This window comes from Mesorhizobium sp. WSM4830, from assembly GCF_055811495.1.
On sequence record NZ_JBVVQI010000010.1, the window covers coordinates 68,785 to 93,828 of the forward strand.

Sequence of the window (25,044 nt, forward strand, 5' to 3'; positions counted from 1 at the left end):
GAATGTAGTGATTCGGCGGCGAAAGGCCAGAAGTGTCTCCGTTTTGTTCTGGTAAAGCACCCGAGCGGTGCGATACCCGCCTGCTCAGGCCTTGCGGTAACCCAGTGCTACGAACAACCGGTGTCCGAACGAGCGCGCTTCCCCTGCTATCACCGCGCTCAGAGCGGCCAGCATTTGATCGTAGTAGCGGCTGCCGGCGGGCGACGCCAGGAATGTCGAATAGAGCTTGAGATCTTCAAGCGGCAGATCTCTGTACGTGTAGGCGGCACCTTCCATGACGTTTTGTTCGATTTTCTGGCGAATGCTTGCGTATTGCCGGTGCACCAGAGCCATGATCTGGTCGTCCGGGAGGGGTTTTCCTGCCGCTCCCACCACGCCCGAAAACATCGCGTAGCCTATATTCAGCGCCATTGCTTCGCCCGTGTCGACGGCGCTGATGTCATCCATGATCTTCCTGTACAACTCGAGACGGACCGGATCCTTGGATGGCAGCTCGGCGAGGATGCGGTGGCCATCTGTCCTCTTTCTTTCCTTACCCTCAGAACCAGACGATTGAATTTCCAGAGCGGTAACGCGTTTGCCCAAAGCCGAAGCGTAGAACGCGGCAAGATCGGATAGATCGGCAGCGGTCAGCTTGTCCGCCATGTGCGATTCGACGGCCGTCTCCATTTTGGCCGCGTCGAAGGAGCCTTCCATCGCCTCCGACCAGGCCTCCTGAAAATTTTTCGACAGAGGTCCCGGTATGGAGTTTATGCCATTGGCGATACTGGGGCCGATGCCCATCAGCATCTCGTGAAGGCCGTTTGCCCTGTTGATCTCGCCGATCGTCTGTGCTGGTGCGGCCACTGTCCCGGCGACCAGCCCGAGAAGGAGAGCGTATACGATAAGCACTGCTCGCGTCGTAGGCACAAGGAATGACGTCACTCTGGTTGCTCCAAGGCTTTGGTGGCTCAAGCCAGATTGGTGGAAAACCTGGTTACCGGCAAGGTGAGATCGTTACTTTAGCGTGTGGCCTCGAGTTTGCCCGCAGCGCTAAAATCAGCAGCGTCGTTGTTGGTCCGATCATGGATTGCTTCGAGCTCGCTTGACACACAAGGCGGGCCGGAGAAAGTTGCGTGGGGGCAGGAACGCAATGCGGGGTTGCCCATGGACGCGTCGCGGAGCGCACCAGTCGAAGGAGCACCGTCTTGGCTGTGGTCATCACCTCCCTGATCCTTTTTCTCATCGGCCTGGCGCTTGGCGGCGGCGGCATCTGGCTCGTGACGCTGGGCGGCAGCTGGTATTACGTCATCGCCGGCCTAGCTTTCCTTGTCGCCGCCTGGCTGCTCTACAGGCGCAGATCCACGGCGCTGTGGCTCTACGCCGCGATCGTGCTCGGCACGCTCGCCTGGGCGGTCTGGGAAACCGGCTTCGACTGGTGGGAACTCGGCCCGCGCGGCGGCATCATCGTGCTTGTCGCGCTGTGGCTGTTGACGCCATGGGCGCGGCGCGGGCTTACCGGTCCCGACGGACGCGCGCCGCTGATCCTCGCCGTGCTGGCCTCGCTTGCCGTCGCCGGCTATTCGATGACGGTCGATCCAAAGGATATTGCGGGTGAACTCAACACCGACAAGGTGACGCCGACGGCCGATCTCGGCGGCAACGTGCCGGCCGGCGAATGGCACTATTACGGTCGCACGCAATATGGCCAGCGCTATTCGCCGCTCGACCAGATCACCGCCGAAAACGTTGCCAATCTGCAGCCGGCCTGGACCTATCGCACCGGCGACGTGAAAGGGCCCGACGACATCGGCGAGACGACCTATCAGGTGACGCCGCTGAAGATTGCCGACACGCTCTATATTTGCACGCCGCATAATTTCGCCATCGCCATCGATGCCGCGAGCGGTAAGGAGAAATGGCGCTTCGATCCGCAGGTCAAGCTCAACAAGGACCGCCAGCACCAGACCTGCCGCGGCGTGTCGTATTATTCCGACGCCAAGATCGCCGCCGGCCAGCCCTGTGCCACACGCATCTATCTGCCGACATCCGACGCCCGGCTGATCGCGCTCGATGCCGCGAACGGCCAAGTCTGCCCGACTTTCGCCGAAGGTGGCACGCTGAACCTGCTCGCCAACATGCCATATCCGAAGCCGGGCTATTATTATTCGACCTCGGCCCCACTGATCGTCGCCAACAAGATCATCGTCGGCGGCGCGGTCAACGACAATTATTCGACGCAGGAGCCGTCCGGCGTCATCCGTGCCTACGATGCCGACTCCGGCGCGCTGTTGTGGAACTGGGATTCCGGCAATCCGGACCAGACGACGCCGCTGCCGCCAGGCCAGACCTATACCAACAACTCGCCCAACATGTGGTCGACGGCAAGCGCCGACGAGAACCTCGGCCTACTTTATGTGCCGCTCGGCAACAAGACGCCGGACCAGCTCGGCGCCGGGCGCAGCGCCAATGACGAGAAATTCTCCTCGTCGATCACCGCGCTCGATCTCAACAGCGGACAATTGCGCTGGGTGCGGCAGACCGTGCACCACGATCTCTGGGACATGGACGTGCCGGCGCAGCCGGCGCTGGTCGACATCACCACGGAAAGTGGCGTGGTGCCGGCGCTGGTCGGGCCGACCAAGCAGGGCGACCTTTACGTGCTCGACCGGCGCAGCGGCGAGCCGATCGTTCCGGTCAAGGAACTACCGGCGCCGGGCGGCGCGATCGAAGGCGACCATACCTCGCCGACGCAGCCGCTCTCGGACCTGAGCTTCAGTCCGAAACCGCTGACTGGCGCCGACATGTGGGGCATCACCATGTTCGACCAGCTGGCCTGCCGGATCGAGCTTCGGAAGCTGCGCTATGAGGGCCGCTATACGCCGCCGTCACTGCAGGGCTCGCTGATCTACCCCGGCAATTTCGGCACCTTCAACTGGGGCGGCGTGGCAGTCGATCCGGTCCGGCAAGTGATGTTCGGCATGCCGACATACCTGGCGTTCATCTCCAAGCTGGTGCCGCGCGCCGACGTGCCGCCGCCCGGCGACACCAAGGGCAGCGAACAGGGCCTGAACCGCAATGAAGGTGCGCCTTACGCAGTCATATTGAAGCCGTTCCTGTCGCCGCTCGGCATTCCCTGCCAGGCGCCGCCCTGGGGCTATGTGGCGGGCGCCGACCTTCGGACCGGCAAGATCGTCTACAAGCATCGCAACGGCACCGTCTACGACATGACGCCGCTGCCGCTGCCGTTCAAGGTCGGCGTGCCCGGCATTGGCGGGCCGATGATCACAGCCGGTGGCGTCGCCTTTCTCGGTGCGGCGGTCGATGACTATGTGCGCGCTTATGACCTGACGACCGGCAAGCAGCTGTGGCAGGCGCGGCTGCCGGCGGGCGGGCAGTCGACACCCATGACCTACACGGTAGCCGACGGACGCCAGTTCGTCGTCATCGTTGCCGGCGGCCACGGCTCGGTCGGCACCAAGCCGGGCGATTATGTGATGGCCTATACGCTGCCGAAATAGAGAAGTTCCTTCAGAGCCCGAGATGCCCCTTCAGGTCGGGTACCGATGCAAGTACCTCACTGGTCAGCTGCGGGCCGGCGGCTGTCTCGGCCTGCTGGACCAGCATCGTGCCGGCCTGGCTGATCTGTGCCAGCGTGAGGCCCGATGCCTTGAGTATGGCGACGCCGTTGATCAGCGCGCCGGTCTTGTCACCGAGAGCGCCGCCGAGCGCGCCCTCCAGCGAGGACAGGAGGCCACCACCGGAAGCTGCGCCGGGAGCCATGACATCATATTGCTTGGCCAGGGCGTCGGCTCCCGGGATCTTGGCGAAGAAGCTGGACAGGGTCGTGCCTTCCGCCTCGTGTTCGAGCACCGAGAAAATCGTGCCGGCGATCTTTTCCGTTAAAGCCTGGTTGAGACCGGATTTCTGGGAGACGGTGTTGATGATGTCCTGAACGTCCATGACCTTTCCTCAGGCTTTGGTGTTTGCGGGCGGGTGCCGATTGGCGCGGACCTTGACCAACGATCGTTTGAAGGCGGTGAACCGCAGCGCCAGCAAAGTCATAGCGGCGAGGGCGAACCCACTTGCCAGAAGCGCGGAGGGAAAGGTCATTGGCGTATTCCTTCGTAGTCAATCAGGCATTCTTTTCCCGCCAAATGGCCATTCTCCTTCGCCAAATGGCCCGAGTAACGCATAGCCCTTCTTTTACATCGTGGTGCGTGCATTTAGCATTGCCACAAAGGACCAAAATTTAACGACAGTGAGACGCGCGCATCACGGCCTCCGTGCAGGGACTTATGGCAGCCTCACTTAGCCGTGACTGGACCAGGCAAGCTTCGGCTCTATGTTGCCGCGGGGGGCCGAGGAGGAGCGCGCCATGACAACATCTGCCGGACCCACTTCCACCGAGCCTGTGATTACTCAGGCGATGATCGATGCCTATGATGAATACACGCATCTGACGCTCGACCGCCGCCGCTTCATGGAGCAATTGACCAGGCTTGCCGGATCGGGTGCGGCAGCGGCCGCGATCGCGCCGCTGCTGGCGGCGAACTCGGCCCAGGCGGCTATTGTTGCGGAAGACGATCCGCGTGTGAAAGGCGAGGACATCAGCTATCCCGGCAGCGGCGGCCAGATGAAGGGCTATCTGGTCAAGCCGGCGGACCAGACCGGCAAACTCGGCACCGTCATCGTGGTGCATGAGAACAGGGGCCTCAACCCGCATATTCGCGATGTGGCGCGGCGCGTGGCGCTGGAAGGGTTCGTAGCCCTCGCACCGGACTTCATGACACCCCTCGGCGGCACGCCGGACGATGAAAACAGGGCACGTGACCTGTTTTCCCAGCTCGATCCAGCACAGGTCGCCGCCAATGCCGTGGCAACGGTCGCCTACCTCAAGGGCTACAAGGACGGCAACGGCAAGGTCGGCGCCGTCGGCTTCTGCTGGGGCGGCGGCACGGTGAACATGCTGGCCGTCAACGCGCCGGACCTCGGCGCCGCCGTCGCCTATTACGGCATGCAGCCGAAGGCCCAGGACGTGCCGAAGATCAAGGCCGCGCTCATGCTGCATTATGCGGGCCTCGACACCCGCACCAATGCCGGCATCGACGCCTTCAAGAAGGAACTCGACGCGGCCCATGTCGAATACTCGGTCTATGTCTATGAAGGCGCGAACCATGCCTTCAACAACGACACGTCGGCGGCCCGCTACGACAAGAAGGCGGCCGATCTCGCCTGGGGCCGGACGATCGCCTTCCTCAAGGAGAAGCTGGCCTGATCAGGCGGGCGCCGGTTTGTGAAATGCAACGCCGGCCACCACCAGCGCGATGCCGATGCAGTCGGTGAGGCTCGGCACCTGCCGCAGCACAATGACGCCGATCAACGACGCGGTGACCGGCAGCAAAGACAGCATCAGCGCGAAGCTGGAGCGCGGCAGCCGCGACATGGCAAGCTGGTCGCAAACATAGGGAATGACCGACGAGCAGATGCCGACGCCGACCGCTGCAAGCAGCAGCGGCGGCACCGAGAAAGCCGGCAGCGCATCGGCAAAACCGATCGGCAGTACGACGAGAAGGGCGACCGCCATGGCGGCACCCAGCCCGGCGATGCCGTCGCCGGCGCCGGCGCGCGCGACGCGGTGGGCGAGCACGATATAGAAGACGAACAGCGCCCCATTGAGGAAGGCCCAGAACAGGCCGACGGGATCGCTCGACCATTTGACGTCGATCAGCAGCAAGGTGCCGGCGACGGCGACAGCAAGGGCGACGAGATTGCGCGGGCTTCTGAGGCCGACAAGCGCGACGCCGATGGTGCCGACGAATTCGATCGCCGCCACCAGCGAGATCGGCAAGCGGTCAAGCGCCAGGTAGAACGAGCAATTCATCACCCCAAGGCAGGCGCCGAAAGCCACAAGCAACAACCGCGTCGAGCGATCGGCGCGGGCAAAGACCGCCCATGGACGGGTCAATGGGGCAAAGACGAGTGCCGCGGTGGCGATGCGCAGCCAAGCCATGCCGAGCACGCCGACATGCGGGAACAGCAGCACCGCGAAGGCCGGTCCGAGATAGTGGAACACGGCGCTGACGCCGAACCAGAGATGCGGCGGGACCGCGTTTGCCAAGGTAAAGGCGGGGCCGGCGAGTGCCGGACTTGCTGCCGGGGCTTGCGTCCGATCTTGCATGGGATCAGTATCGCAGGCGATTTTTGCCATTGATATGGATGATGGCCTGGCATTGCGGCCATTTCCTTTCCGAAAGCAAGGAGTATTCCGCTGAAACGCCTTCGAAATGAAATTAGCGATCTGGACCCGGCCGACCTGAAAATCCTGCGCCTGCTGGAGAAGGATGCGCGCACCAGCACCGCCGAACTGGCGCGCTCGGTCGGCCTGTCGGCGCCGAGCGTTGCCGAGCGCATCAAGCGGCTGCAGGAAAGCGGCGTGATCGAGGCCTATACGGTGCGCATCAATCCGGCCGCGCTCGGCATGAAGCTGTCGGCGTGGCTGCGCATCAGGCCGGTGCCGGGACAGCTCGCCGTGGTGGCCGACATCATCCGCGACCTGCCGGAAATCGCCCAATGCGACCGGGTGACCGGCGAGGACTGCTTCATCGCGCTGGCGCATGTCGGCTCGGTTGCCGAGCTCGAACGGGTGATCGACCGCATCATTCCCTATGCGATGACCAACACGGCGATCATCCAGTCGTCGCCGGTGGTGCCGCGATCGCCGCTGGAGGCGGTAAAGCGGCAGGGTTGATGTTCAAGGGCGGGGCGATCATTCGTGAGCGGGCAGGCAACAGCCACGTAGCCCTATCGGGCGGCGGCAGCGGTCGCAAGCACGAGCCGCAAGACGACGCTTAAGCTCGGGACGCCACACGAAGGGCGCGCAAAGGAAAGTCCGCATCAACGGCAGACAGGTCATTCACCAGCCTAACGGCGGCTTCGGCTTCCGCATCAAGCACCTCGGCAGCCACGGCGGCCAACCAAACCACGCGACTCGGGACTCGGGCGGCCCAGTGTGAAGCACCAGACAAACCTTTCATATCGTCCTCATAGTCCATTAATGGCCGATCGTCGCAATCGCCCTCAAGGGATGTTCGCGCCATGTCGCACATCGTTGCCAAGTCACGGGAGATGCTCGCGAGGTCTGTTCGCGAGGCTGCTGCCTCTTCAAGCAGCGCCAGGCAGGCGTGCAGAAAAGCGCGGAGAGCCTGATCCCACCGCCTGGTGCCGCGACGCGGCGACGAAGCGCAGCCAGAACGACCGTCAACTCACTGATGCTGTGTTTGCTGAGATGCCGGCTCCGGAAGAAGTCAAGTCGATCAGCGATCGCCGCCGCCCATGTCGGCAAGTCTGCTTCGATTTCAGACAGCGAGTCATTCGCCATTCGGCATCTCCATCGCGATCCGCCAGCAATCCATTTCGGCAGGGAGTATACGATATGATTCACTAGCGCTGTAACTGTCGCAGCAAGATCGTGTTCGGGTCGGAAATGTTCGAGGAGTTGAAGCAGGTGGAGGATTTCCCAGCGCAAATGAGTCAGTCGAGATCAAAGACCTCACCGTAGGCTTGCCCGGCCAACTCCTCGGCCTGATGCCATGAAAGCCAGAACGGTTCGGAGAGGGCACCCTGTGCAATCAACGTCGCTGCGAGGTTCTTCGCGAGAATTTCAGGGCTGCGAACGAGTGTGCGGTTGCTGAAAAAGCAGTCCAGCCTTGAATGTTTGAAGTAGCCTTCGGCTGGGATCTGGGGCTGTGAAACATAGAAGAGCGCGACCGGGGTGCAGAGCGAACCTCCGCTACGGTTGTAAGCAACGTAGTAAATACTGCCCGACTGGTACGCCCCATTTTCGTCAGGCTCTGCATAGAAGTCTCCGGAAAGCTCAACCCGCACAGTTCGGCTCCGATCTTTCGCTCGATATCTCCTCATCTCCTTACACTGAGGCAAGACAATCCAACTCACCGATGCTGTAACCATCACGGTAATGCGCCGGCGAGATGGAGAGGGGGTGCCGGCAGGCGGACAGGGCAGCGTAGCAGAGAGCTATTTCACAACGGCGGTGCTAGGCGTGGCCGCGTTTGATCCGCGCCTGCTTCAGGATGGCGCGCCAGCGGATCATGGCGAAGGGGATCGGCTCGTTGTTGTTGGCGATGTGGAAGATCTCGTTGTTGAGGTTCTTCAGCGAGCGCCAGAAATCATAGTCGGTGATGCGTGGATCAGCCGCCAGCCTGTCTGCCTCGACCTTGATGTCGGTTTTCATGCACGTTCCCCGAACCGCTGCTGCTCCGCCGCCCGTATCGCAATTCGATGCGGATGGTTTTCCAACGCCGCGCTGAGTCGTTCAACGTCTCAATTCGGCTTGTTTACGTTAAAACCTCGGTAAGGTTAACGGCGGTTGGACCGCGGTTCAAGCCGGCTTACGACGAATACCGATCGAGCGGCCGGCGCGCTCGGGCATCGGCAGCGCGGCGTGGGCGGCGCGCATCGCTTCCACCCTGGCCAGGACGTCGGCGGGGAAGGGCGCGACCTTCGGGCCAGCCATGTCGACATGCAGCGACAGCGTTTCGGAGGTGGCGGCGAGCCAGCCATCCAGATGGCGGATTTCCTGATAGGCCCTCAGCCGCTTCTCGTCATGGTCGAGGAGTTGGAACGAGACCGTGACCTTGTGGTCGAGATGCAGTTCCTGGACGTAGCAGACATGGACCTCCGCGGTGTAGATGGTGAGCCGTCGTTCCTTCACATAATCCGGCCCCATCCCCATCATCTCGAAGGCTTCGTCGGAACAACGGTCGAAAAGCACGTTGTAATAGGCCATGTTGAGATGGCCGTTGTAGTCGATCCAGGCCTCCTCGACGTCCATGGCGCGAGAGACGAAAGGGGCGGGAATGGGCATCGGAAACTTCCTTCTCGTCATGCCGGGATGAGCGTGGACTGGACAGAGCGTGGTTGGTGAGACTACGCATCCCTAGATGCAGAACAAGGGTGGACGCTGGTCCATTCGCGGAGGAATCGATGGCTCTAAGCGACCTCAATCCGGTCGAGCGCAATGAAGAAGGGATCGCCGCCGTACTCGGCATCCTCAAGCAGCGGCTCGGCGAGCGATTCCAGACCGGTCAGGCGATCCGCGCCCAGCACGCGCACACCACGACCTATATCCCGACGCAGGCGCCGGACGGTGTCGCCTTTGCCGAGACGACGGAGGAGGTGCAGGAGATCGTGCGCGCATGCGCGGCACATCGCGTGCCGGTGATTGCCTTTGGCGTCGGCTCTTCGCTGGAGGGCCACACCAATGCGCCGGGCGGCGGCATCTCACTCGATACGTCACGCATGAACCGCATCATTGCGGTCAATCCGCAGGATCTCGATTGCACCATCGAGCCCGGTGTCACGCGCGAGGATCTGAACCGGCACCTGCGCGACACCGGCCTGTTCTTTCCGATCGATCCGGGCGCCAACGCGTCGCTCGGCGGCATGGCTGCGACGCGTGCGTCGGGCACCAACGCGGTGCGCTACGGCACGATGCGCGAGAACGTCCTGTCGCTGACGGCGGTGATGGCCGACGGCGAAGCAGTGACGACCGGCAAGCGCGCCAAGAAAAGCTCGGCCGGCTATGATCTGACGCGGCTGCTGATCGGTTCGGAGGGCACGCTTGGCATCATCACCCAGTTGACCTTGAAGCTGCAGGGCATTCCGCAGGCGATTTCGGGCGGCGTCTGCCCGTTTCCCAGCGTCGAGGCGGCTTGCAACGCGGTGATCGCGACCATCCAGATGGGCATTCCGGTGGCGCGCATCGAACTGGTCAACGCGCTGCAGATGCGGGCGATGAAGACCTATTCGAAGCTCGACTATCCGGAGAGCCCGTGCCTGTTCGTCGAGTTCCACGGCAGCGATGCCAGCGTTGCCGAACAGGCCGAGACGTTCGGCATGATCGCCGAGGAAAATGGCGGCGGGCCGTTCCTGTGGACCAGCGTCGCCGAAGAGCGGACGAAATTGTGGAAGGCCAGGCACGATGCCTACTGGTCGTCGCTGACGCTGCGGCCGGGCGCCAAGGGCCTGTCGACCGATGTCTGCGTGCCGATCTCGCGCTTTGCCGAATGTGTCACCGAGACCGAGGCGGATATCGCCGAGATGGGCCTGATCGCACCGATCGTCGGCCATGCCGGCGACGGCAATTTCCATGTGCTGGTGCTGATGGACGTGGACGACCCGAAGGAGATCGCGCTGGCGGAAAAATTCGTGGCGCGGCTCAATATGCGCGCCATCGCCATGGACGGCACCTGCACTGGTGAGCACGGCATAGGGCAGGGCAAGATCGGCTTCCTGCGGCATGAGCTTGGTCATGGCGTCGACATCATGCGCACGATCAAGCAGGCGCTCGACCCGCTGAACATAATGAACCCCGGCAAGATATTGCCGGGAAAGGACTGACATCGGGCCGCCGGCGCGCCCCTATTTGCCTCTTTATCGACACGCTGATGCGGGTAGAGTGCCACTGACTTTCAATCAACTATCCAGGAGTTCATGCTCGCACGCCTGTTCGTGATCTTCGGTGGGCTTCTCGTGCTGGTGCTGTGTGCGGCGCTGGTGGTGCCGTACTTTGTCGACTGGACAGGTTACCGTGCCGATTTCGAGCGCGAGGCGAGTGCCGTCCTGGGCCGCAAGGTGACCGTGCGAGGCGATGCAACGGCAAGGCTGTTGCCGTTCCCCTCGGTGACCTTCTCCAACGTCGCCGTTGCCGGTGGTCCCAACGGCCAGCCGGCGATGACCGTCGAAACCTTTTCGATGGATGCAGAACTCGCGCCATTTCTGCGCGGTGAAGTGCTGATCTTCGACATGCGCCTGGTGCGGCCGAAGGCGACGATCGACATCGCCGCCGACGGCACGGTCGATTGGACGATACGGCCGTCCTCGCCCTTCGATCCCGGCCAGATCTCCATCGAGAAGCTGACGGTGACGGAAGGACAGATCGCGCTTAGCCACGCCGCCGGCGGGCGCAGCCATCTTATTTCCGGGATCAACTCGACGATCTCGGCCAAGTCGCTAGCCGGCCCCTGGCGACTGGACGGTTCGCTGTTGCTGGACGGGTTGCGGACCGCGATCGCCGCTTCCACCGGCAAGGCCGAACCGGACGGGCAAATGCGACTCAGGCTCAAGGCCGATCCGGATGCCTATCCGCTGGCCATCGAGACCGACGGCAATGTGGGCCTCGTCGAGGGCGCCGCCGTCTATTCGGGCCAGTTCAAGATATCGGGCGCAGACCGGACTGCGGCGCGGCAGCTGGGCACCGGCGGCGAGGCGCTGAAAGTCAGCGCCGGCAAACCGGACCCGGGCTTCAGGCTGAACGGCAAGTTTTCGCTCGACCACCAGAAGCTCGGCGTCGACGAATTCCGCTTCGAGACCGGGCCTCTCGACAATCCCTACACCGCCGACGGCAAGGCTACGGTCGACCTTGGGCTGAAGCCGCATTTCTCGATCGAGGCCAATGGTGCCCAGGTGCAGTTCGATGAGGCCGTGGGGGCGGCGGCCGGTGCCGGATTGACGCTGTCCGAGCGGGTGGCGGCGCTCGAGCAGGCGCTGCTCGATCTGCCGAAGCCGACCATACCGGGCACGGTCGAGGTGAAACTGCCGGCGGTGGTGGCAGGCGACACCACGGTTCGCGACGTGCACCTGTCCGCCGAACCGGCAGAGGGCGGCTGGGCGGTAAAATCGCTGGCCGCGACACTGCCCGGCCGCGCCAAGCTGGAAGCCAATGGCATGGTCAGCGTCGAAGATCATTTCGGTTTCACCGGATCGCTGCTTTTGGCGGTGGCGCAGCCCTCCGGCTTTGCCGCATGGCTGTCGAAGGACGTCGACGAGGCGATCCGCCGCTTGCCGGCCGCCGGCTTCAAGGCCAAGGTGGATTTGAGCGAGAAGCGCCAGGCCTTCAGCGATCTCGAACTCATCCTCGGCAAGGCGAAGTTCTCCGGCCGCATCGATTCCAGCCAGCCCGACGACACCAGGCCATCGGTGCTGATGCAACTGGAAGGCGGCGAACTCGATGTCGATGGGCTCGCCGCCTTCGCCTCGATCTTCGTCAGCGACAAGGGCGCCAACCGCTTTTCCGACCGCGACCTCGACTTCCGAATCAAGGCCGGGCCGGTCAGCGCCGGCGGCCTGACCGCCGACAGCGTCGACACCGCACTTAGATTGCGCGATGGGCTGCTTGAGATCGACCGGCTGTCGGTCGGCGGACTTGCCGGCGCCTCGATCAGCGCCACCGGCCGGATCAAGGATTTCCCGGCGAGCCCGACCGGCAAGCTCGACGCCTCTGTGGTCGCCGTCGACCTCAAGCCGCTGATCGACGTCGCCGTCCGGCATTATCCGGACAATGCGGTTCTGAAGGGGCTGGCGGCGAGGGCTGCTGCCTATCCTGAGCTGTTCCAGGATGCGCGTATCGACGCGGTCACGAGTGCCGCAGACAATGGCGACGGTACGACGGGACTGGCAATGAGCGCACAGGGCAAGGCCGGTGGCTCGGCCTTTTCCGCATCGCTGTCCGGCAAAGGGGCGCTCGACCGGCCTTTCGAAGCGCCGGTGACGCTGACCTTCAACGCAAGGAACGCCGACGCCACCGCGCTTCTGGCGCTTTACGGTCTGCCGGCGCTGCCACTCGGCATGCTTGGCGAGGCGACCACCGACGTCTCGGCCAAAGGCACGCTTGGCGGCGGCCTGGCGACACGATTCAGCCTGGCCGGCAATGACTTCAAGGCTGGTTTCGACGGGACAATTGCCGACACGCCTCAGGGCGCGGCCGCCAAGGGCAAGGTCAGCCTTGAAACGGCCGACATCGAGCCATGGCTGATGACGACCGGCGTCGGCCTGCCCGGCATGGGGACCGGTATGTCGACGTCGCTTGCTGCCGATGCCGACTACGGCAACGGTCTCCTTGTGTTGAGCGGCCTCAGCGGCGCCGTCAATGAAGCGGCGGTTTCCGGTGACGTAAATATCGACGTGAAAGAGGGGCTGCCGCATCTTGCCGGCGCGCTGTCGCTGGACGAGCTGGACCTCGATCCGATGGCGGTGATGCTGTTCGGCGACCAGGCCTTCCTTGTCAATGACGGGGCCTGGCCGACAGCACCGTTCAGCCAGAAATCCAGTCTGCCATTTACCGCCGATCTCGATCTGACGGCGGCGTCGCTTTCCGCCGGCCCGCTTGCCACCGCCTATGACGCTGCGCTGTCGCTGCAGCTCGACCAGGAGGGCATCCGCGTTTCCGACCTCAAAGCAAAGTTCCTCGGCGGCGCGTTGAGTGGCCTGTTCGAGCTCAAGAACAATGACGGCACCGGGCTCTTCTCCGGTCAGATGAAACTCGCCGGCGCCGATTTGATAGCCGTGCTGCCGGACGCCGGCATCAGCGGAAGCGGCGAGTTCTCGACGGCGCTTTCGACCAGCGGCAAATCGGTCGACGCGATGGTTGCGGCGCTGTCCGGTTCCGGCACGGCAACGCTCAAGGGCATGACTATTGCCGGCTTCAATCCGGATGCCTTTGGCGCTTTCATCGCCAAGGCCGACGCGATAGGGCGCAATATCGACGCGTCGAAGACTGCCGACTTTGTGCCGCAGATCGCCGCGGCCGGCAGTTTTCCGGCGCAGGACACCGATATTGCCTTCACCATCGCCGGCGGCACGCTGAGGGCGCCGCCGGTCAAATTCGAAAGCCCGGGCGCGACGCTGTCCGCCGACATCACCGCCGATCTGAACACCAGCACCGTCAATGCCAAGGGCGAGATCGCCTACCGGCCCGGCGACGAGGCGCTGGTCGGCTCCGAACCGGTTTTGAATTTCAGTGTCGACGGGCCGTTCGGCGCCACCAAACGGCAGTTCGACAGCGAGCCGCTGGCACAGTTCCTGACCCAGCGTGCGCTGGAAAAGGAGCAGCAGCGGGTCGAAGCCATGCAGGCCGCACTGCTCGAGAAACAAAGGCTGCGGCGGGAGGTGCGCTACTACGCTGCCCTGCAAACCGAGCGTGAAAGAGCGGCGGAGGAACGGCGCAAGCAGGAAGAAGCTGCGCGGCTGAAGGCTGAGGCCGACGCCAGGGGAAAGGCTGAAGCCGAGGCTCAGGCCCAAGCCGAAGCGGAGGCCGAAGCGGAGGCGAGGGCGCAAGCTGAGGCCAAGGCGAAAGCTGAAGCTGAGGCGAAGGCTGAAGCGGACGCCAAAGCAAAGGCCAAAGCTGAGGCGCAGGCCCAAGCCGAAGCGGAGGCCAGGGCGCAGGCTGAAGCCAAGGCGAAGGCGGATGCAGCGGCGAAGGCCGAAGCGGAGGCCAGGGCGAAAGCCGAGGCGGCTGCAAAGGCCGAAGCGGATGCCGAAGCCAAAGCCAAGGCGGCGCAACAGGCTGCCGAGGAAGCAGCGCAGGCCGAAGAACAGCAACGCCAGAGGGCGGTAGAGGCGTTGCGGATCGCCTCGGAAGAGAAGGCAAGGCTCGACGCCGAACGCAAGGCCGCGGCGGAGCGAGCGGAACGGGCGCCACCGGCCGCAAATAACGTGCCACCGCCAGTGCCGACGCCGCCAAAGCTCAAGTTCGATCCCTCGTCGATCGACGATCTGCTAAAATCGCTGAATGGCGGGTGACGGCTCTTCCCTTATGTGTCGCGTCCAGCAAGCAAGCGCTTGAGCATCGGCTCGATCCGCCCGAGTTCGTCGAGATGAGCGGCTGACAGATCGGCGAGACTGTGGTCGGCGCGCTCGGTCAGCCGCAGCAGCACGCGGCGGTGGTCCTCCTCGTCGTTATCTCTCGCGACGAGCCCGGCTTCGCAAAGACGGTTGACCAATTCCACGGCGCTGTGATGGCGGATGCGCAGGCGCTCCGCGAGGTCACCAATGGTCACCGGCCCTCCTCCGGGAAATCCCTTGATCGCAAGCAGGGCCTGGTGCTGGCGTGGCGTCAGGCCGGCTTCCTGCGCCTGGATCTGGCTGAATTCGAGAAAGCAGCGGATCAGGTAGCGAAATTCGGACAGCCTCTGGTAGTCGGCCGGCCCGATCGTGGCGCCGCGCTTTTGTGGCTTCGAAGTGTCTGCCATCGATTCCTTTCCGACAAAGCCGCAAACGGGCCTTGAATATTTATATCGTGTTACGATACAGAGCGAACCAACGTGGCTGGTCCCCGCCATCTTCGGTGGCACGGCCAGCGACCGATCCGCAAGTCGGCACGCCGCCAGAAAGCAAGGTTTGCAAATGAAATCCGATCATTCCAACCCCGGCCATCTGCGCGATTTTACCACCGATGCCAGGGTGCTGCTCATTGCCGGCATCGCGGTGGTGGTGGCAACGGCGGGGTTGTTTGCCGGCATTGCCCTTTTGAAGCTGATCCGGCTTGCCACGAACATCGCCTATTTTGGCCAGTTCACGCTCGCCGACCTGAAACTGCAGGATACGCCGCTTGGCTATGCCTCGGTATTTGTTCCGGTGATCGGGGCACTGATCATCGGTGTGATGGCTCGCTTCGGAAGCGAAAAGATCCGCGGCCACGGCATTCCCGAAGCCATCGAGGCGATCCTGCTCGGACGCTCGCGGCTCGACGCCAAGGTGGCAATCCTGAAGCCGTTGTCGTCGGCAGTCTCGATCGGTACCGGCGGGCCATTCGGCGCGGAAGGGCCGATCATCATGACCGGCGGCGCCATCGGTTCGCTGATCGCGCAGATGCTGCCGGTCAGCGACAATGAACGCAAGACACTGCTGGTGGCGGGTGCGGCGGCCGGCATGACCACCGTGTTTGGAACGCCGATCGCCGCCATCATGCTTGCAGTGGAATTGCTGCTCTTCGAGTGGACGCCGCGCAGCTTCATTCCCGTGGCGGTCGCTGCCATCATTGCCGAGGTCGAGCGCACCATGCTGCATCTGCCTGGGCCGATCTTCCCGTTTCAGGGCGGCATGGAGGTTTCATTTCCCGGCCTTGCCGGCTGGCTGCTGGTCGGCTTGGCAGCCGGGCTGCTATCGGGGTTGCTGACCCAGATGGTCTACGCCTGCGAGGACGGTTTCCAGAAGCTGCCCATCCACTGGATGTGGTGGCCGATGCTCGGCGGCCTGGTGGTAGGCATTGGCGGGCTGATCGAGCCGCAGGCGCTCGGCGTCGGCTATGACAATATCGCCGACATGCTGGATGGCCGCACGATAGCGACCGCTGCGCTCACCCTGTTGGTGGTGAAGGCGATCATCTGGTCGGTCGCACTCGGCTCGGGGACGTCGGGAGGTGTGCTGGCGCCGCTGCTGATCATGGGCGGGGCGATGGGCGCGGTCCTCGCTGGCTTCCTGCCGGCCGCGGATCCGGGCTTCTGGGCGCTGCTGGCGATGGCGGCGACGATGGGCGGCACCATGCGTGCGCCGCTGACCGCCACCTTCTTTGCGGTCGAACTGACCGGCAACACCCATGTCTTGGTGCCGCTGATCGCGGCGACCGCCACCGCGCATGCGGTGACTGTGCTGTTGATGAAGCGTTCGATCCTCACCGAAAAAATCGCGAGGCGAGGGCATCACATGGTTCGCGAATACCGTGTCGATCCGTTCGCCCTGACAAGGGTGCGCGAGGTGATGACCAGCGAGGTCGAAAGCGTGCCGGCGACGATGACGCTGCACGGCGCGGCAGCGTTCCTGACGGCGCCCGAGACGCGGCATCCGAGCTTTCCGGTCGTCGATGAAGAGGGCCACGTGCTCGGCGTTATCGACCCGCCGGCGATCCTGCGCTGGAGACGCGCCGGTAAACACCGCACGACGATGCTTGGCGAACTGCTGGCCGGCAGCAAGGTCACGCTGGCCTATCCGGATGAGTATCTCGAGGGCCTCTCCGACAAGCTGCTGATGGCGAACGTGTCCCATCTGCCGGTCGTCACGCGAGAAAATGCCCGGCTGGTGGGCTATGTCGGCTGGAAGGACCTGATGCGCGTCAGATCGAAGAAACAGGCCGAAGAACGCGACCGCTCGGCTTTGCTGGGCTTTGGCACGCGGCGCAGGAAACAGGATAGCGTTGCCTGAAGGCTACAACCTGCCGCGCTTGGCCCAATCCAGCACATAGAGCCGGAGTGCCGAGGAGAGGTTGGCATCACGCGGGCGGCTCTCGTCGATTTCGGCGACAAGGGCGGCGAGCGTCAATTTTCGCACATCCGCAATAGCGACCAGGTCGTCGTAAAAAGGCTTTTCAAGCGAATAGCTGGTGCGGTGACCACGAATGGTGACCGAGCGCTTTTCCACCGGGCTCACGCGACGATCCTACTCACACTTCAAGCATCGGATTCGTCCGGATCGCCCGATTTTTCGCGGCGATGGCCGGCGACGAATTTATCCGCCTTGTCGGCGATCAGGCGGTCGCGATCCCGGCTGGTTTTGGAACGGCCATGCAGCGCCCGGTTCTGTTCGGCCAGGCGCTCCTTCTCGGCTCGCGCCTTCCGCTTGCGTGCCTGACGGAGATTGACGATCTCGGCCATGTCACGCCGCCCGTCGGGTCACTTCTTGCGGAAGGCGTCAAGCGACACCACGTCGGCCCCCTTGGCGCCGGCGTCGGCCGCGGCAGGCTTCTTTTCTGCCTCGGCGGCTTTCTTCTTCGTCTCGGGTTTTTTCTCTGCGACGATGGCCAGCGGCTCGGGAGCAGGCTTGGCCTTTGTCTCCTGTTCAGCCGGGGCATCCGTCTTGACGTCGAATTCGAGCTCGAAGTTGACGGACGGGTCGTAAAAGCCGCGCACGGCCGAGAACGGGATTTCCAGTTTTTCCGGGACATCGGAAAACGACAGCCCGACTTCGAAACCGGTGTCGCTCACCTTCAGGTCCCAATACTGGAACTGGATGACGATGGTCATCTGTTCGGGATAGCGCTCGCGCAGCCGCGACGACACGCGCACACCCGGCGCGCCGGTGAGAAAGGTGATGAAGAAATGATGGTTGCCCGGGAGACCGGTGCGCGCGACCTCGGCCAGGACCTTGCGCATGACGCCGCGCAACGCCTCCTGGGCCAGAATGTCGTAGCGGATGTGGTCGTCGGCCATGTGGCTGTCGGGTTCCGTTGAATCGTCCTGATAGCTGTAATCAAGCTTGAGCGCGGCGTAAACCGGATATAGATCGCCGGCGTGCGGAAGCGAAGCCCATTGGCGACGATTTGATCGTCAAACGGCTTTGATCGTCAAGCGTTGGCGAGCGCGCCCTGTTTGCTTGCCCGGAACACCGGCTGCCGCTTGCCGAAGGCGCGCAGGAACGTGCGCACGCCATTTGTCGCCGATTGCACCACCTCGTCCTCGGTTGGTGTACCGCCGAGCATGAAGGTCGTCTGCAACTCGGCATTGGCAAGCGCCATGAACTGGCGCGCTGCGACATCGGGATCGTCGATATCAAGGAAGCCGGCATGAGCGAGGCGGGCGAAGCGGGCGGCGATCGCCGGCCATGTCCTGCCCGGTCCTTCTTCGCGCCATTCGGCGAACAACTCGGGATAGCGCCCGCCTTCGGTCTGGATCAGCTTGCGCAGGAATTTGCCGTCGCGGTTGCAGATGCAGTTGTGATTCATCCGCACAGCAAAGGCGATGAGGTCGGCCTCGAGATCCTTCGGCTGATCGGGAAAAGTGGAAATCGTGGCAAAGATGCCGGCATTGCAACGTTCGGTGAGGTCACGGACGATGGCAACGAAGAGTTTTTCCTTGTCGCCGTGATGATTGTAGATGGTCTGGCGGGAGACGCCGGCCTCGGCGGCAATCATGTCGATATTGGCACCGGCGAAGCTTTCGCGGCAGAAGACCGAGGCGGCGGCATCGACAATCGACATGCGCTTGGCCTCGTGGCCTCGCGGCGGGAAAATGTCAGGAGAGACGTTGGCCTTCATGCAAAACTATATAGAGGTGGTTGACGAATTAGACAAGCCTGTCTAAATTTGTGGACTTGCACGAAGGGGGTTTCGGTCCGCAGAAGAGTCGGAACTCCACGGGATGGAACGTCCTAGGGTTACACGTCGGTCCTCGGCGGCAACCAGAATTCGAAAGAGCCTGCTATCATGAACGCCAAATTCCTCCGCATTGCGGTCGTGCTCGGCCTATTGTCCGCGATCGGCCCGTTTGCCATCGACATGTATCTTCCGGCCCTGCCGTCGATCGGCGAGGATCTGCATGCCGGCACTGCCGCGGTGCAGATGAGCCTGCTGATCTTCTTTCTTTCCATGGGCTTCGGCCAGATCGTCGTCGGACCGATCTCCGACATGGTCGGCCGCAAGCTGCCGCTCTACGGCGGCCTGGCGCTGTTCATGGTCGGCGGCGTCGGCTCGGCGCTGGCTCCCTCGATCGAATGGCTGATCGCCTTCCGCTTCCTGCAAGGGCTCGGCGCCAGCGCCGGCATGGCCGTGCCGCGCGCCATCGTGCGCGACCTGCATACCGGCACCGAGGCCGCCAAGCTGATGTCGCTACTGATGCTGGTGTTTTCGGTGTCGCCGATCCTGGCACCGCTGACCGGTAGCCAGATCATCGAGAACTTCGGCTGGCGCGCCGTGTTCTGGACGGTGACGGGCGCGGCCGTGCTCGCCACCATCCTGCTGGCGACCTCGCTCAAGGAGACGCGGCCGGTCGAGGAGCGCGCCGGGTCGTCTTTCGGGACGGCACTTTCAGGCTACCGCTTCCTGATGGGCGACCGCAACTTCCTTGGCCTGACGGCCATCGCCGGCTTCGGCATTGCGAGCTTCTTCGTCTATCTGTCGAGCTCGTCCTTCATCCTGATCGACCATTATGGCCTGTCGCCTTCGGTTTACAGCGTGTTCTTCTCGATCAATGCGGTTGCCTTTATCGGCATGTCGCAGCTGACCGGGTTGCTATCCGAGCGGTTCGGGCTGCAGCGCGTGGTGCGTGTCGCGGTGACCGGCTATGCGACGACGATGGTGGTGCTGTTCGCGGTGATGGCATCGGGTGTCGACCGGCTCGACGTGATGGCGGCGCTGCTGTTCATCGGCTACGGCTTTCTCGGCCTGGTCATCCCGACCACGTCGGTGCTGGCCATGGAAGAGCATGGCGAGATCGCCGGCACGGCGTCGGCGCTGATGGGCACGCTGCATTTCGCCATCGGCGCGGTCGCCATGGGCGTCGCCGGCGTGTTTTTCGACGGCACGCCGCTGCCGATGGTGGCGGGCATCACGCTCTGCGCGGCGATCTCCTTCACGCTGGCCAAGATAACGCTCGGCCGCAGCCGGGACGTTGCGGAAGCGCCGGCGGAGTAAGCTTCACCTATCGAGACAAAAAGGCCGGGCGATGTTCCCGGCCTTTTCACGTTTGCGGTCCCGGTTCAAAGCAGCCTATGCCTATATGACGGGTTCAGGACATGCAGCTTCGACATCTCAAGACCTTCGTGGCGGTCGCCACCACCTTGAACATCACGCGCGCCTCCGAGCGGGTTCATCTTGCCCAATCGAGCGTGACCGAACAGATCCAGGCGCTGGAAGCCGATCTGGGCACGTCGCTGTTCGACAGGTCACGGCGTGGCTTGAAGCTGACGGCGGCGGGACAGCGCCTGCTGGACTACGCAAACGATCTCCTCGACCTCGCGGACGAAGCCCGTTCCGCTGTCGCCGACGCGAGCGGCACGCTTGCCGGCCGCCTGACGGTCGGCGGCCTGGAGACGCTTTGCTCGACACGCTTGCCAGCTTTGCTGGGGGAATTCCATCGGCGTCATCCCGATGTGGAACTGAACCTCAGGGTGGACGATAGCAGTGGGTTGCGTGCCGGCGTGACAAGCGGGGCGCTGGACGTATCTTTCCATTTCGGGGCCGTCCCGGCGGCGGCGCCGGAGCTGCGAAGCGAGCAAGTGGCAGTAGAAGAGCTCGTCACCATAATGCCGGCAAATCACCGGTTGGCCGGACATTCTGCCATGACGCCCGACGATCTGGCTGACGAGGCTTTCCTCGTCACCCAGCGCGGCTGCGTCTATCGGCGGATGTTCGACGAAGCGTTCGCAGCGACGCTGCCCGACCGTCCGAGGCTGGTTGGCGAGTTCGCCAGCATGGGCGCGATACGGAGCCTTGTTGAAGGCGGTCTGGGATGCGCGCTGGTCCCGCGTCTCGTGGCTTCTGCCGCTGACGCCAATATCGTCGTGCTGCCTTGGGTCGGAAGCAGCCCGGTGACGCCGGTCACCATGGTATGGCGCCACCGGCGCATTCAAGCGCCGGTCTTGCGGCTGTTCCTCGCAATGGTACGCGAAATTTGGCCGTCACTAGACCAGCCGCTGGCCGCCATCGACATGAAGCACGGTTCCGGTGATGAAGCCGTTGTGCATCAGGGACGTAATGGCTTGGGCAACGTCGGCTGCCTGGCCGATCCGGCCGACGAGCAGGCGCTTTGCCATGGCCTCCAGCGCGGCCGTCTTGCCGCTGCCGACGACGGCATCCCAAATCGGCGTGTCGACCCAGCCGGGCGAAACGACGTTGACGCGGACCGGCGCCAGTTCGATGGCAAGCGCGCAGGCGAGTGAGCCAAGGGCCCCATTAACGGCTGCCACCACCGAGCCTTTCGCCGCCGGACGATAGGCGGCGATGCCCGAGGTCAGCGTGATCGATCCGCCGGGCGTCAGACGAGGCGCGCCATGCTTGGCAAGAAGCAGCGGCCCGACGATTTTGGAATCCATCACTTTCCGCGCCACCGAGATATCCATCTCGGGAAGCAACACATAGACGCCGGTAACGTCGGCGGCGGTCGAGACGATGTGGTCGAGCGTGCCGACATCCTGGAACAGGCGCTGGACCTCGTCCTCGTTTGTGACGTCGGCTGCTATCGTCCTCAGCCTTTCCGGATGAGGCAAGCGCTGCCGCGCGGCCGACAACCGGTCCTCGGAGCGCCCGACGATCGTAACCTCGGCCCCGGCGGCAAGCTGCTGTTCGGCAAGCGACAGCCCCATGCCGGAACTGCCGCCAACGATCAGGATGCGTTCGTGTTTTGGTGTGGTTTCCTGGTTCATCTTATCTCCATGAGGCAGCTCGCCGGGCATGACCACACGCGGCGAGAAACTGAGGCCTTGTCCCGCAAAGGCGTGGAAGAAGGGAAACGGGAAGAAACGAATGCTGCCATCGGAGGTTCCGATGATGGGAGGCTGTTGGGCTTTCGCCTCAGCCTGAGACGCCTCAGCCCGAGACGTTGACGATGCGCGATTTTCTGTGTAGCAGCGATCATAATGACGATCGCAATGGTTCTTGCAGTGGTAGGAAAGCGCACGGGCAGGATGGTGTAACCATCCGGCGACAGCCACCCGTGCGCGACAAACAGGCTCCCGACGGGGCCTTTTTTATGCCCGAAAATCCTCTTACGCCCGATTTCGGCGATGCCCCGTCAACCCATCCTCATCACGCTACGGGACAGAACCATGACAAGCGATAATTCCATTCGGGATACGAGCAACCGCATGACAGGAGCGGAGATCGTTCTCCGCGCACTCAAAGACAATGGGGTGGAGCATATTTTCGGCTATCCCGGCGCGGCCATATTGCCGATCTATGACGAGATATTCCAGCAGGACGACATCAAGCATATCCTCGTGCGCCACGAACAGGGCGCCGGCCATGCCGCCGAGGGTTATGCCCGGTCCACGGGCAAGGTCGGCGTGATGCTGGTCACGTCAGGCCCAGGCACGACGAATGCCGTGACGCCCCTGCAAGACGCGCTGATGGATTCGGTGCCGATTGTCTGTCTGTCCGGACAAGTGCCGACAACATTGATCGGCTCCGATGCCTTTCAGGAATGTGACACGATTGGCATCACGCGATCCTGCACCAAGCACAACTCTTTGGTCAAAGACGTCAATGACCTGGCGTCAGCGATCCATAGGGCATTCCACATCGCCAGGTCGGGGCGACCGGGGCCGGTTCTCGTCGCCATGCCAAAGGACGTTCTGTTTGCGTCCGGCGTGTACACGCCGCCTTCGGACGTTGTCGCACTGAAGAGCTATCAACCGAAGCTGCAGGGCGATATCGGCAAGATCGGCCAGGCGCTAGAATTGATGGCCAATGCGAGCCGTCCCGTTATTTATGCCGGCGGCGGCATCGTCAATTCCGGCCCGGAAGCATCGAGATTGCTTCGGGAGCTGGTTCAACTGACCGACTTTCCGGTCACCTCGACGCTTATGGGCCTTGGGGCTTACCCCGCCTCCGGCAAGAACTGGCTCAAGATGGTCGGTCTGCACGGTTCCTATGAGGCGAACATGGCGATGCACGATTGCGACGTCATGATCTGTATCGGCGCGCGCTTCGACGACCGCGTGACCTCGCGTGTGGATGCTTTTTCGCCCAACTCCAGCAAGATCCATATCGATATAGATCCGTCCTCGATCAACAAGAACGTCCATGTCGATATCGGCATACAAGGCGATGTCGGCAATGTTCTGGATGACATGGTTCGTCAATGGCGCGCATTGCCTCAGAAACCGGATCGAGGCCGCCTCCAGGACTGGTGGAGAAAGATCGCCGGCTGGCGCGCGCGCAATTCATTCTCCTATGAGATGAACAAGGACGTGATCATGCCGCAATATGCGGTGCAGCGCCTCTATGAGTTGACGAAGGATCGCGACACATACATCACCACTGAAGTCGGCCAGCATCAGATGTGGGCGGCCCAATTCTACGGCTTCGAAAAGCCGAACCGCTGGATGAGTTCGGGCGGCCTCGGGACGATGGGCTACGGCCTGCCGGCGGCGCTGGGCGTGCAGATCGCGCATCCGGACAGCCTCGTCATCGATATCGCCGGCGACGCGTCGGTTCAGATGACCATGAAGGAGATGTCGACTGCAGTCCAGTACGACGCGCCGATCAAGATATTCATCCTGAACAACGGATATATGGGCATGGTTCGCCAGTGGCAGCAAATTCTTCACGGCAACCGCCTCGCGCATTCCTATTCCGAGGCCTTGCCCGATTTTGTCAAATTGGCCGAGGCGTTCGGAGCGGTCGGCCTGCGCTGCGACAAACCAGCCGACCTTGACGATGCGATACAGGAAATGATCGATGTGGACCGGCCGGTGCTCTTCGACTGTCGTGTTGCCAGGCTCGCCAATTGTTTTCCGATGATCCAGACGGGCAGGGGGCACAATGAGATGCTGTTGCCCGACGACGCGGCCACAGGTGAAACATTCGCCGGTGCGATCGATACGGTCAGCCAGGGACTGGTATAAACGCCGCGGCGCCTTCGGCGCATCAGGGCGCATAAAAAGCCCAGGCCTGCAGCCGCACATATCAAAAAGGGAGAAATGGAGGTTTCTGTTGCCAGGTACCTCCGAACCCCGCCTAGAAGTGCGAACCACTAGGGCTTGAATTGAAGCTATCGCACCGCTTACGCGGCGAGACGTGCTTCCGCATAGTTGTCGTTGGCAACTATAAGTTTAGCCCGATAACGGTGGTACAATGCCGGGCAAAAGTACGATCTTTACACCTTCGTCGATCCTATTTCGCCCCCAGCAAAAGCCGCTCCTGAACAGCGGTTTTTGGTGGAGGCGCCGGGTACCGCCCCCGGGTCCGAACGGCTTATTTCATCGCCTGTTTATCACCATAGTCGGTCGAGCCGACGACGCGAATATAGGGACTGGCGGTGGAAAATGAAAGGCCGGAATGCCACTTTCGTCCGTGTCAAAGTGGATCATCGAGGGGTTGACTTGCCGCCGGTCTCAACCGAAGCTTTGTGGCGGTGAGGAGACCTAGCGCATAATTTGCGGCAGCGCGCCACAATCCTCATCGACCGGATCCCGTGGCGCCGACGAGGGGAAATTCGATGGCCGACTATCTCGCAGACGTAAAGAAATATGATGCGGCGGCGGATGCCGACGCGGTCGCCAAGATCGTCAAGCATCTGGGCATCGCGCTCAGGAACCGCGATTCCTCGCTGGTGTCCTGCACCGACCCGGAGGAACTGAAGCGCGTCAGGAACAGCTGGGTCGCCGGCAAGCTCGGCGTCACCGACGGCGCCAAGGCAGATGCGGCTATCGAAAAGACCTGCAAGGCGATGGCGGCCGACAACAGCAAGAGCCGGGTGACCTTCTATTATCTCGTCGCCAAGGATCTGGGCATGCTCGGCTCGCTCTGAACAAACTCGCCGCCGGTGCCGGTGGGCT

General features: G+C 62.9%; 22 protein-coding genes, 1 other RNA gene and 1 pseudogene. 10 read left to right on the forward strand and 14 right to left on the reverse strand.

What is annotated here, in order from left to right:
- Nucleotides 1-84: 84 nt before the first annotated feature.
- Nucleotides 85-891 (reverse strand): DUF2059 domain-containing protein, encoded by an 807-nt coding sequence (locus AC0L2Y_RS15060; protein WP_473557325.1) that lies wholly within the window; start codon nt 889-891, stop codon nt 85-87.
- A 296-nt stretch (nt 892-1,187) separates the two neighbouring features.
- Between AC0L2Y_RS15060 and AC0L2Y_RS15065 the strand changes: the two genes are divergently transcribed.
- Nucleotides 1,188-3,500: a glucose/quinate/shikimate family membrane-bound PQQ-dependent dehydrogenase gene (locus tag AC0L2Y_RS15065; RefSeq protein WP_473557327.1), complete on the forward strand. Its 2,313-nt coding sequence runs from the start codon at nt 1,188-1,190 to the stop codon at nt 3,498-3,500.
- A 10-nt stretch (nt 3,501-3,510) separates the two neighbouring features.
- On the opposite strand, the gene AC0L2Y_RS15070 is transcribed toward AC0L2Y_RS15065, so the two are convergent.
- Together AC0L2Y_RS15070 and AC0L2Y_RS15075 are read right to left on the reverse strand one after the other, a co-directional pair.
- Nucleotides 3,511-3,942: a hypothetical protein gene (locus AC0L2Y_RS15070; protein ID WP_473557329.1), complete on the reverse strand. Its 432-nt coding sequence runs from the start codon at nt 3,940-3,942 to the stop codon at nt 3,511-3,513.
- Between the two features lie 9 nt (nt 3,943-3,951).
- Nucleotides 3,952-4,092: a hypothetical protein gene (locus AC0L2Y_RS15075; RefSeq protein ID WP_352490323.1), complete on the reverse strand. Its 141-nt coding sequence runs from the start codon at nt 4,090-4,092 to the stop codon at nt 3,952-3,954.
- Between the two features lie 265 nt (nt 4,093-4,357).
- Between AC0L2Y_RS15075 and AC0L2Y_RS15080 the strand changes: the two genes are divergently transcribed.
- Nucleotides 4,358-5,257, forward strand: coding sequence for a dienelactone hydrolase family protein (locus AC0L2Y_RS15080; protein WP_473557332.1), 900 nt, complete (start codon nt 4,358-4,360; stop codon nt 5,255-5,257).
- On the opposite strand, the gene AC0L2Y_RS15085 is transcribed toward AC0L2Y_RS15080, so the two are convergent.
- Nucleotides 5,258-6,160, reverse strand: coding sequence for an EamA family transporter (locus AC0L2Y_RS15085; RefSeq protein ID WP_473557334.1), 903 nt, complete (start codon nt 6,158-6,160; stop codon nt 5,258-5,260).
- A 90-nt stretch (nt 6,161-6,250) separates the two neighbouring features.
- Here AC0L2Y_RS15085 and AC0L2Y_RS15090 point away from each other — a divergent pair, with 90 nt between their 5' ends.
- Nucleotides 6,251-6,730, forward strand: a complete 480-nt coding sequence (locus AC0L2Y_RS15090; protein ID WP_473557527.1) for an Lrp/AsnC family transcriptional regulator — start codon at nt 6,251-6,253, stop codon at nt 6,728-6,730.
- Nucleotides 6,731-7,512: 782 nt separating this feature from the next.
- On the opposite strand, the gene AC0L2Y_RS15095 is transcribed toward AC0L2Y_RS15090, so the two are convergent.
- From AC0L2Y_RS15095 to AC0L2Y_RS15105, 3 genes are all read right to left on the reverse strand, one after another.
- Nucleotides 7,513-7,866, reverse strand: coding sequence for a hypothetical protein (locus AC0L2Y_RS15095; RefSeq protein WP_473557336.1), 354 nt, complete (start codon nt 7,864-7,866; stop codon nt 7,513-7,515).
- A 169-nt stretch (nt 7,867-8,035) separates the two neighbouring features.
- Entirely contained in the window at nt 8,036-8,233 is a 198-nt protein-coding gene (locus tag AC0L2Y_RS15100; RefSeq protein WP_352466944.1) for a hypothetical protein, read from the reverse strand.
- Nucleotides 8,234-8,380: 147 nt separating this feature from the next.
- The gene (locus AC0L2Y_RS15105; protein ID WP_473557338.1) at nt 8,381-8,866 is read right to left on the reverse strand and encodes a thioesterase family protein; all 486 of its coding nucleotides are present in this window, start codon (nt 8,864-8,866) and stop codon (nt 8,381-8,383) included.
- 119 nt (nt 8,867-8,985) lie between these two features.
- Here AC0L2Y_RS15105 and AC0L2Y_RS15110 point away from each other — a divergent pair, with 119 nt between their 5' ends.
- Together AC0L2Y_RS15110 and AC0L2Y_RS15115 are read left to right on the forward strand one after the other, a co-directional pair.
- Nucleotides 8,986-10,401 (forward strand): FAD-binding oxidoreductase, encoded by a 1,416-nt coding sequence (locus AC0L2Y_RS15110; protein WP_352490320.1) that lies wholly within the window; start codon nt 8,986-8,988, stop codon nt 10,399-10,401.
- A gap of 93 nt (nt 10,402-10,494) precedes the next feature.
- Nucleotides 10,495-14,580, forward strand: a complete 4,086-nt coding sequence (locus AC0L2Y_RS15115) for an AsmA family protein (RefSeq protein ID WP_473557341.1) — start codon at nt 10,495-10,497, stop codon at nt 14,578-14,580.
- Between the two features lie 11 nt (nt 14,581-14,591).
- Here AC0L2Y_RS15115 and AC0L2Y_RS15120 read toward each other — a convergent pair whose 3' ends face one another.
- On the reverse strand, nt 14,592-15,029 hold the full coding sequence (locus tag AC0L2Y_RS15120) for a MarR family winged helix-turn-helix transcriptional regulator (RefSeq protein ID WP_352490318.1): 438 nt from the start codon (nt 15,027-15,029) through the stop codon (nt 14,592-14,594).
- Between the two features lie 154 nt (nt 15,030-15,183).
- Between AC0L2Y_RS15120 and AC0L2Y_RS15125 the strand changes: the two genes are divergently transcribed.
- Nucleotides 15,184-16,977, forward strand: coding sequence for a chloride channel protein (locus AC0L2Y_RS15125; RefSeq protein WP_352564505.1), 1,794 nt, complete (start codon nt 15,184-15,186; stop codon nt 16,975-16,977).
- A 3-nt stretch (nt 16,978-16,980) separates the two neighbouring features.
- On the opposite strand, the gene AC0L2Y_RS15130 is transcribed toward AC0L2Y_RS15125, so the two are convergent.
- The 4 genes from AC0L2Y_RS15130 to AC0L2Y_RS15145 all read right to left on the reverse strand — a co-directional run bounded on the left by AC0L2Y_RS15130 (nt 16,981) and on the right by AC0L2Y_RS15145 (nt 18,805).
- Nucleotides 16,981-17,202, reverse strand: a complete 222-nt coding sequence (locus AC0L2Y_RS15130) for a ribbon-helix-helix domain-containing protein (RefSeq protein ID WP_352490316.1) — start codon at nt 17,200-17,202, stop codon at nt 16,981-16,983.
- Nucleotides 17,203-17,222: 20 nt separating this feature from the next.
- A complete protein-coding gene (locus AC0L2Y_RS15135) occupies nt 17,223-17,426 on the reverse strand; it encodes a DUF4169 family protein (RefSeq protein ID WP_473557344.1) in 204 nt (67 codons plus the stop codon).
- 18 nt (nt 17,427-17,444) lie between these two features.
- Nucleotides 17,445-17,981, reverse strand: a complete 537-nt coding sequence (locus AC0L2Y_RS15140) for an SspB family protein (protein ID WP_352863770.1) — start codon at nt 17,979-17,981, stop codon at nt 17,445-17,447.
- Nucleotides 17,982-18,115: 134 nt separating this feature from the next.
- Entirely contained in the window at nt 18,116-18,805 is a 690-nt protein-coding gene (locus tag AC0L2Y_RS15145) for a TetR/AcrR family transcriptional regulator (RefSeq protein ID WP_473557346.1), read from the reverse strand.
- A 168-nt stretch (nt 18,806-18,973) separates the two neighbouring features.
- Here AC0L2Y_RS15145 and AC0L2Y_RS15150 point away from each other — a divergent pair, with 168 nt between their 5' ends.
- Both AC0L2Y_RS15150 and AC0L2Y_RS15155 read left to right on the forward strand, forming a co-directional pair.
- A complete protein-coding gene (locus tag AC0L2Y_RS15150) occupies nt 18,974-20,179 on the forward strand; it encodes a multidrug effflux MFS transporter (RefSeq protein ID WP_023676705.1) in 1,206 nt (401 codons plus the stop codon).
- Between the two features lie 101 nt (nt 20,180-20,280).
- Nucleotides 20,281-21,096: pseudogene (locus tag AC0L2Y_RS15155) on the forward strand (LysR family transcriptional regulator); the annotation flags it as partial.
- 72 nt (nt 21,097-21,168) lie between these two features.
- On the opposite strand, the gene AC0L2Y_RS15160 reads toward AC0L2Y_RS15155, so the two are convergent.
- Nucleotides 21,169-21,909: an SDR family oxidoreductase gene (locus tag AC0L2Y_RS15160; RefSeq protein ID WP_473557349.1), complete on the reverse strand. Its 741-nt coding sequence runs from the start codon at nt 21,907-21,909 to the stop codon at nt 21,169-21,171.
- A gap of 402 nt (nt 21,910-22,311) precedes the next feature.
- Between AC0L2Y_RS15160 and AC0L2Y_RS15165 the strand changes: the two genes are divergently transcribed.
- Complete coding sequence (locus tag AC0L2Y_RS15165) at nt 22,312-24,111, forward strand: acetolactate synthase 3 large subunit (protein ID WP_473557351.1); 1,800 nt, start codon at nt 22,312-22,314, stop codon at nt 24,109-24,111.
- A 74-nt stretch (nt 24,112-24,185) separates the two neighbouring features.
- On the opposite strand, the gene ssrA is transcribed toward AC0L2Y_RS15165, so the two are convergent.
- Nucleotides 24,186-24,541: a transfer-messenger RNA gene (gene ssrA / locus AC0L2Y_RS15170) on the reverse strand.
- A gap of 163 nt (nt 24,542-24,704) precedes the next feature.
- Here ssrA and AC0L2Y_RS15175 point away from each other — a divergent pair.
- Nucleotides 24,705-25,016 (forward strand): DUF2853 family protein, encoded by a 312-nt coding sequence (locus AC0L2Y_RS15175; protein ID WP_023676702.1) that lies wholly within the window; start codon nt 24,705-24,707, stop codon nt 25,014-25,016.
- Nucleotides 25,017-25,044 lie beyond the last annotated feature (28 nt).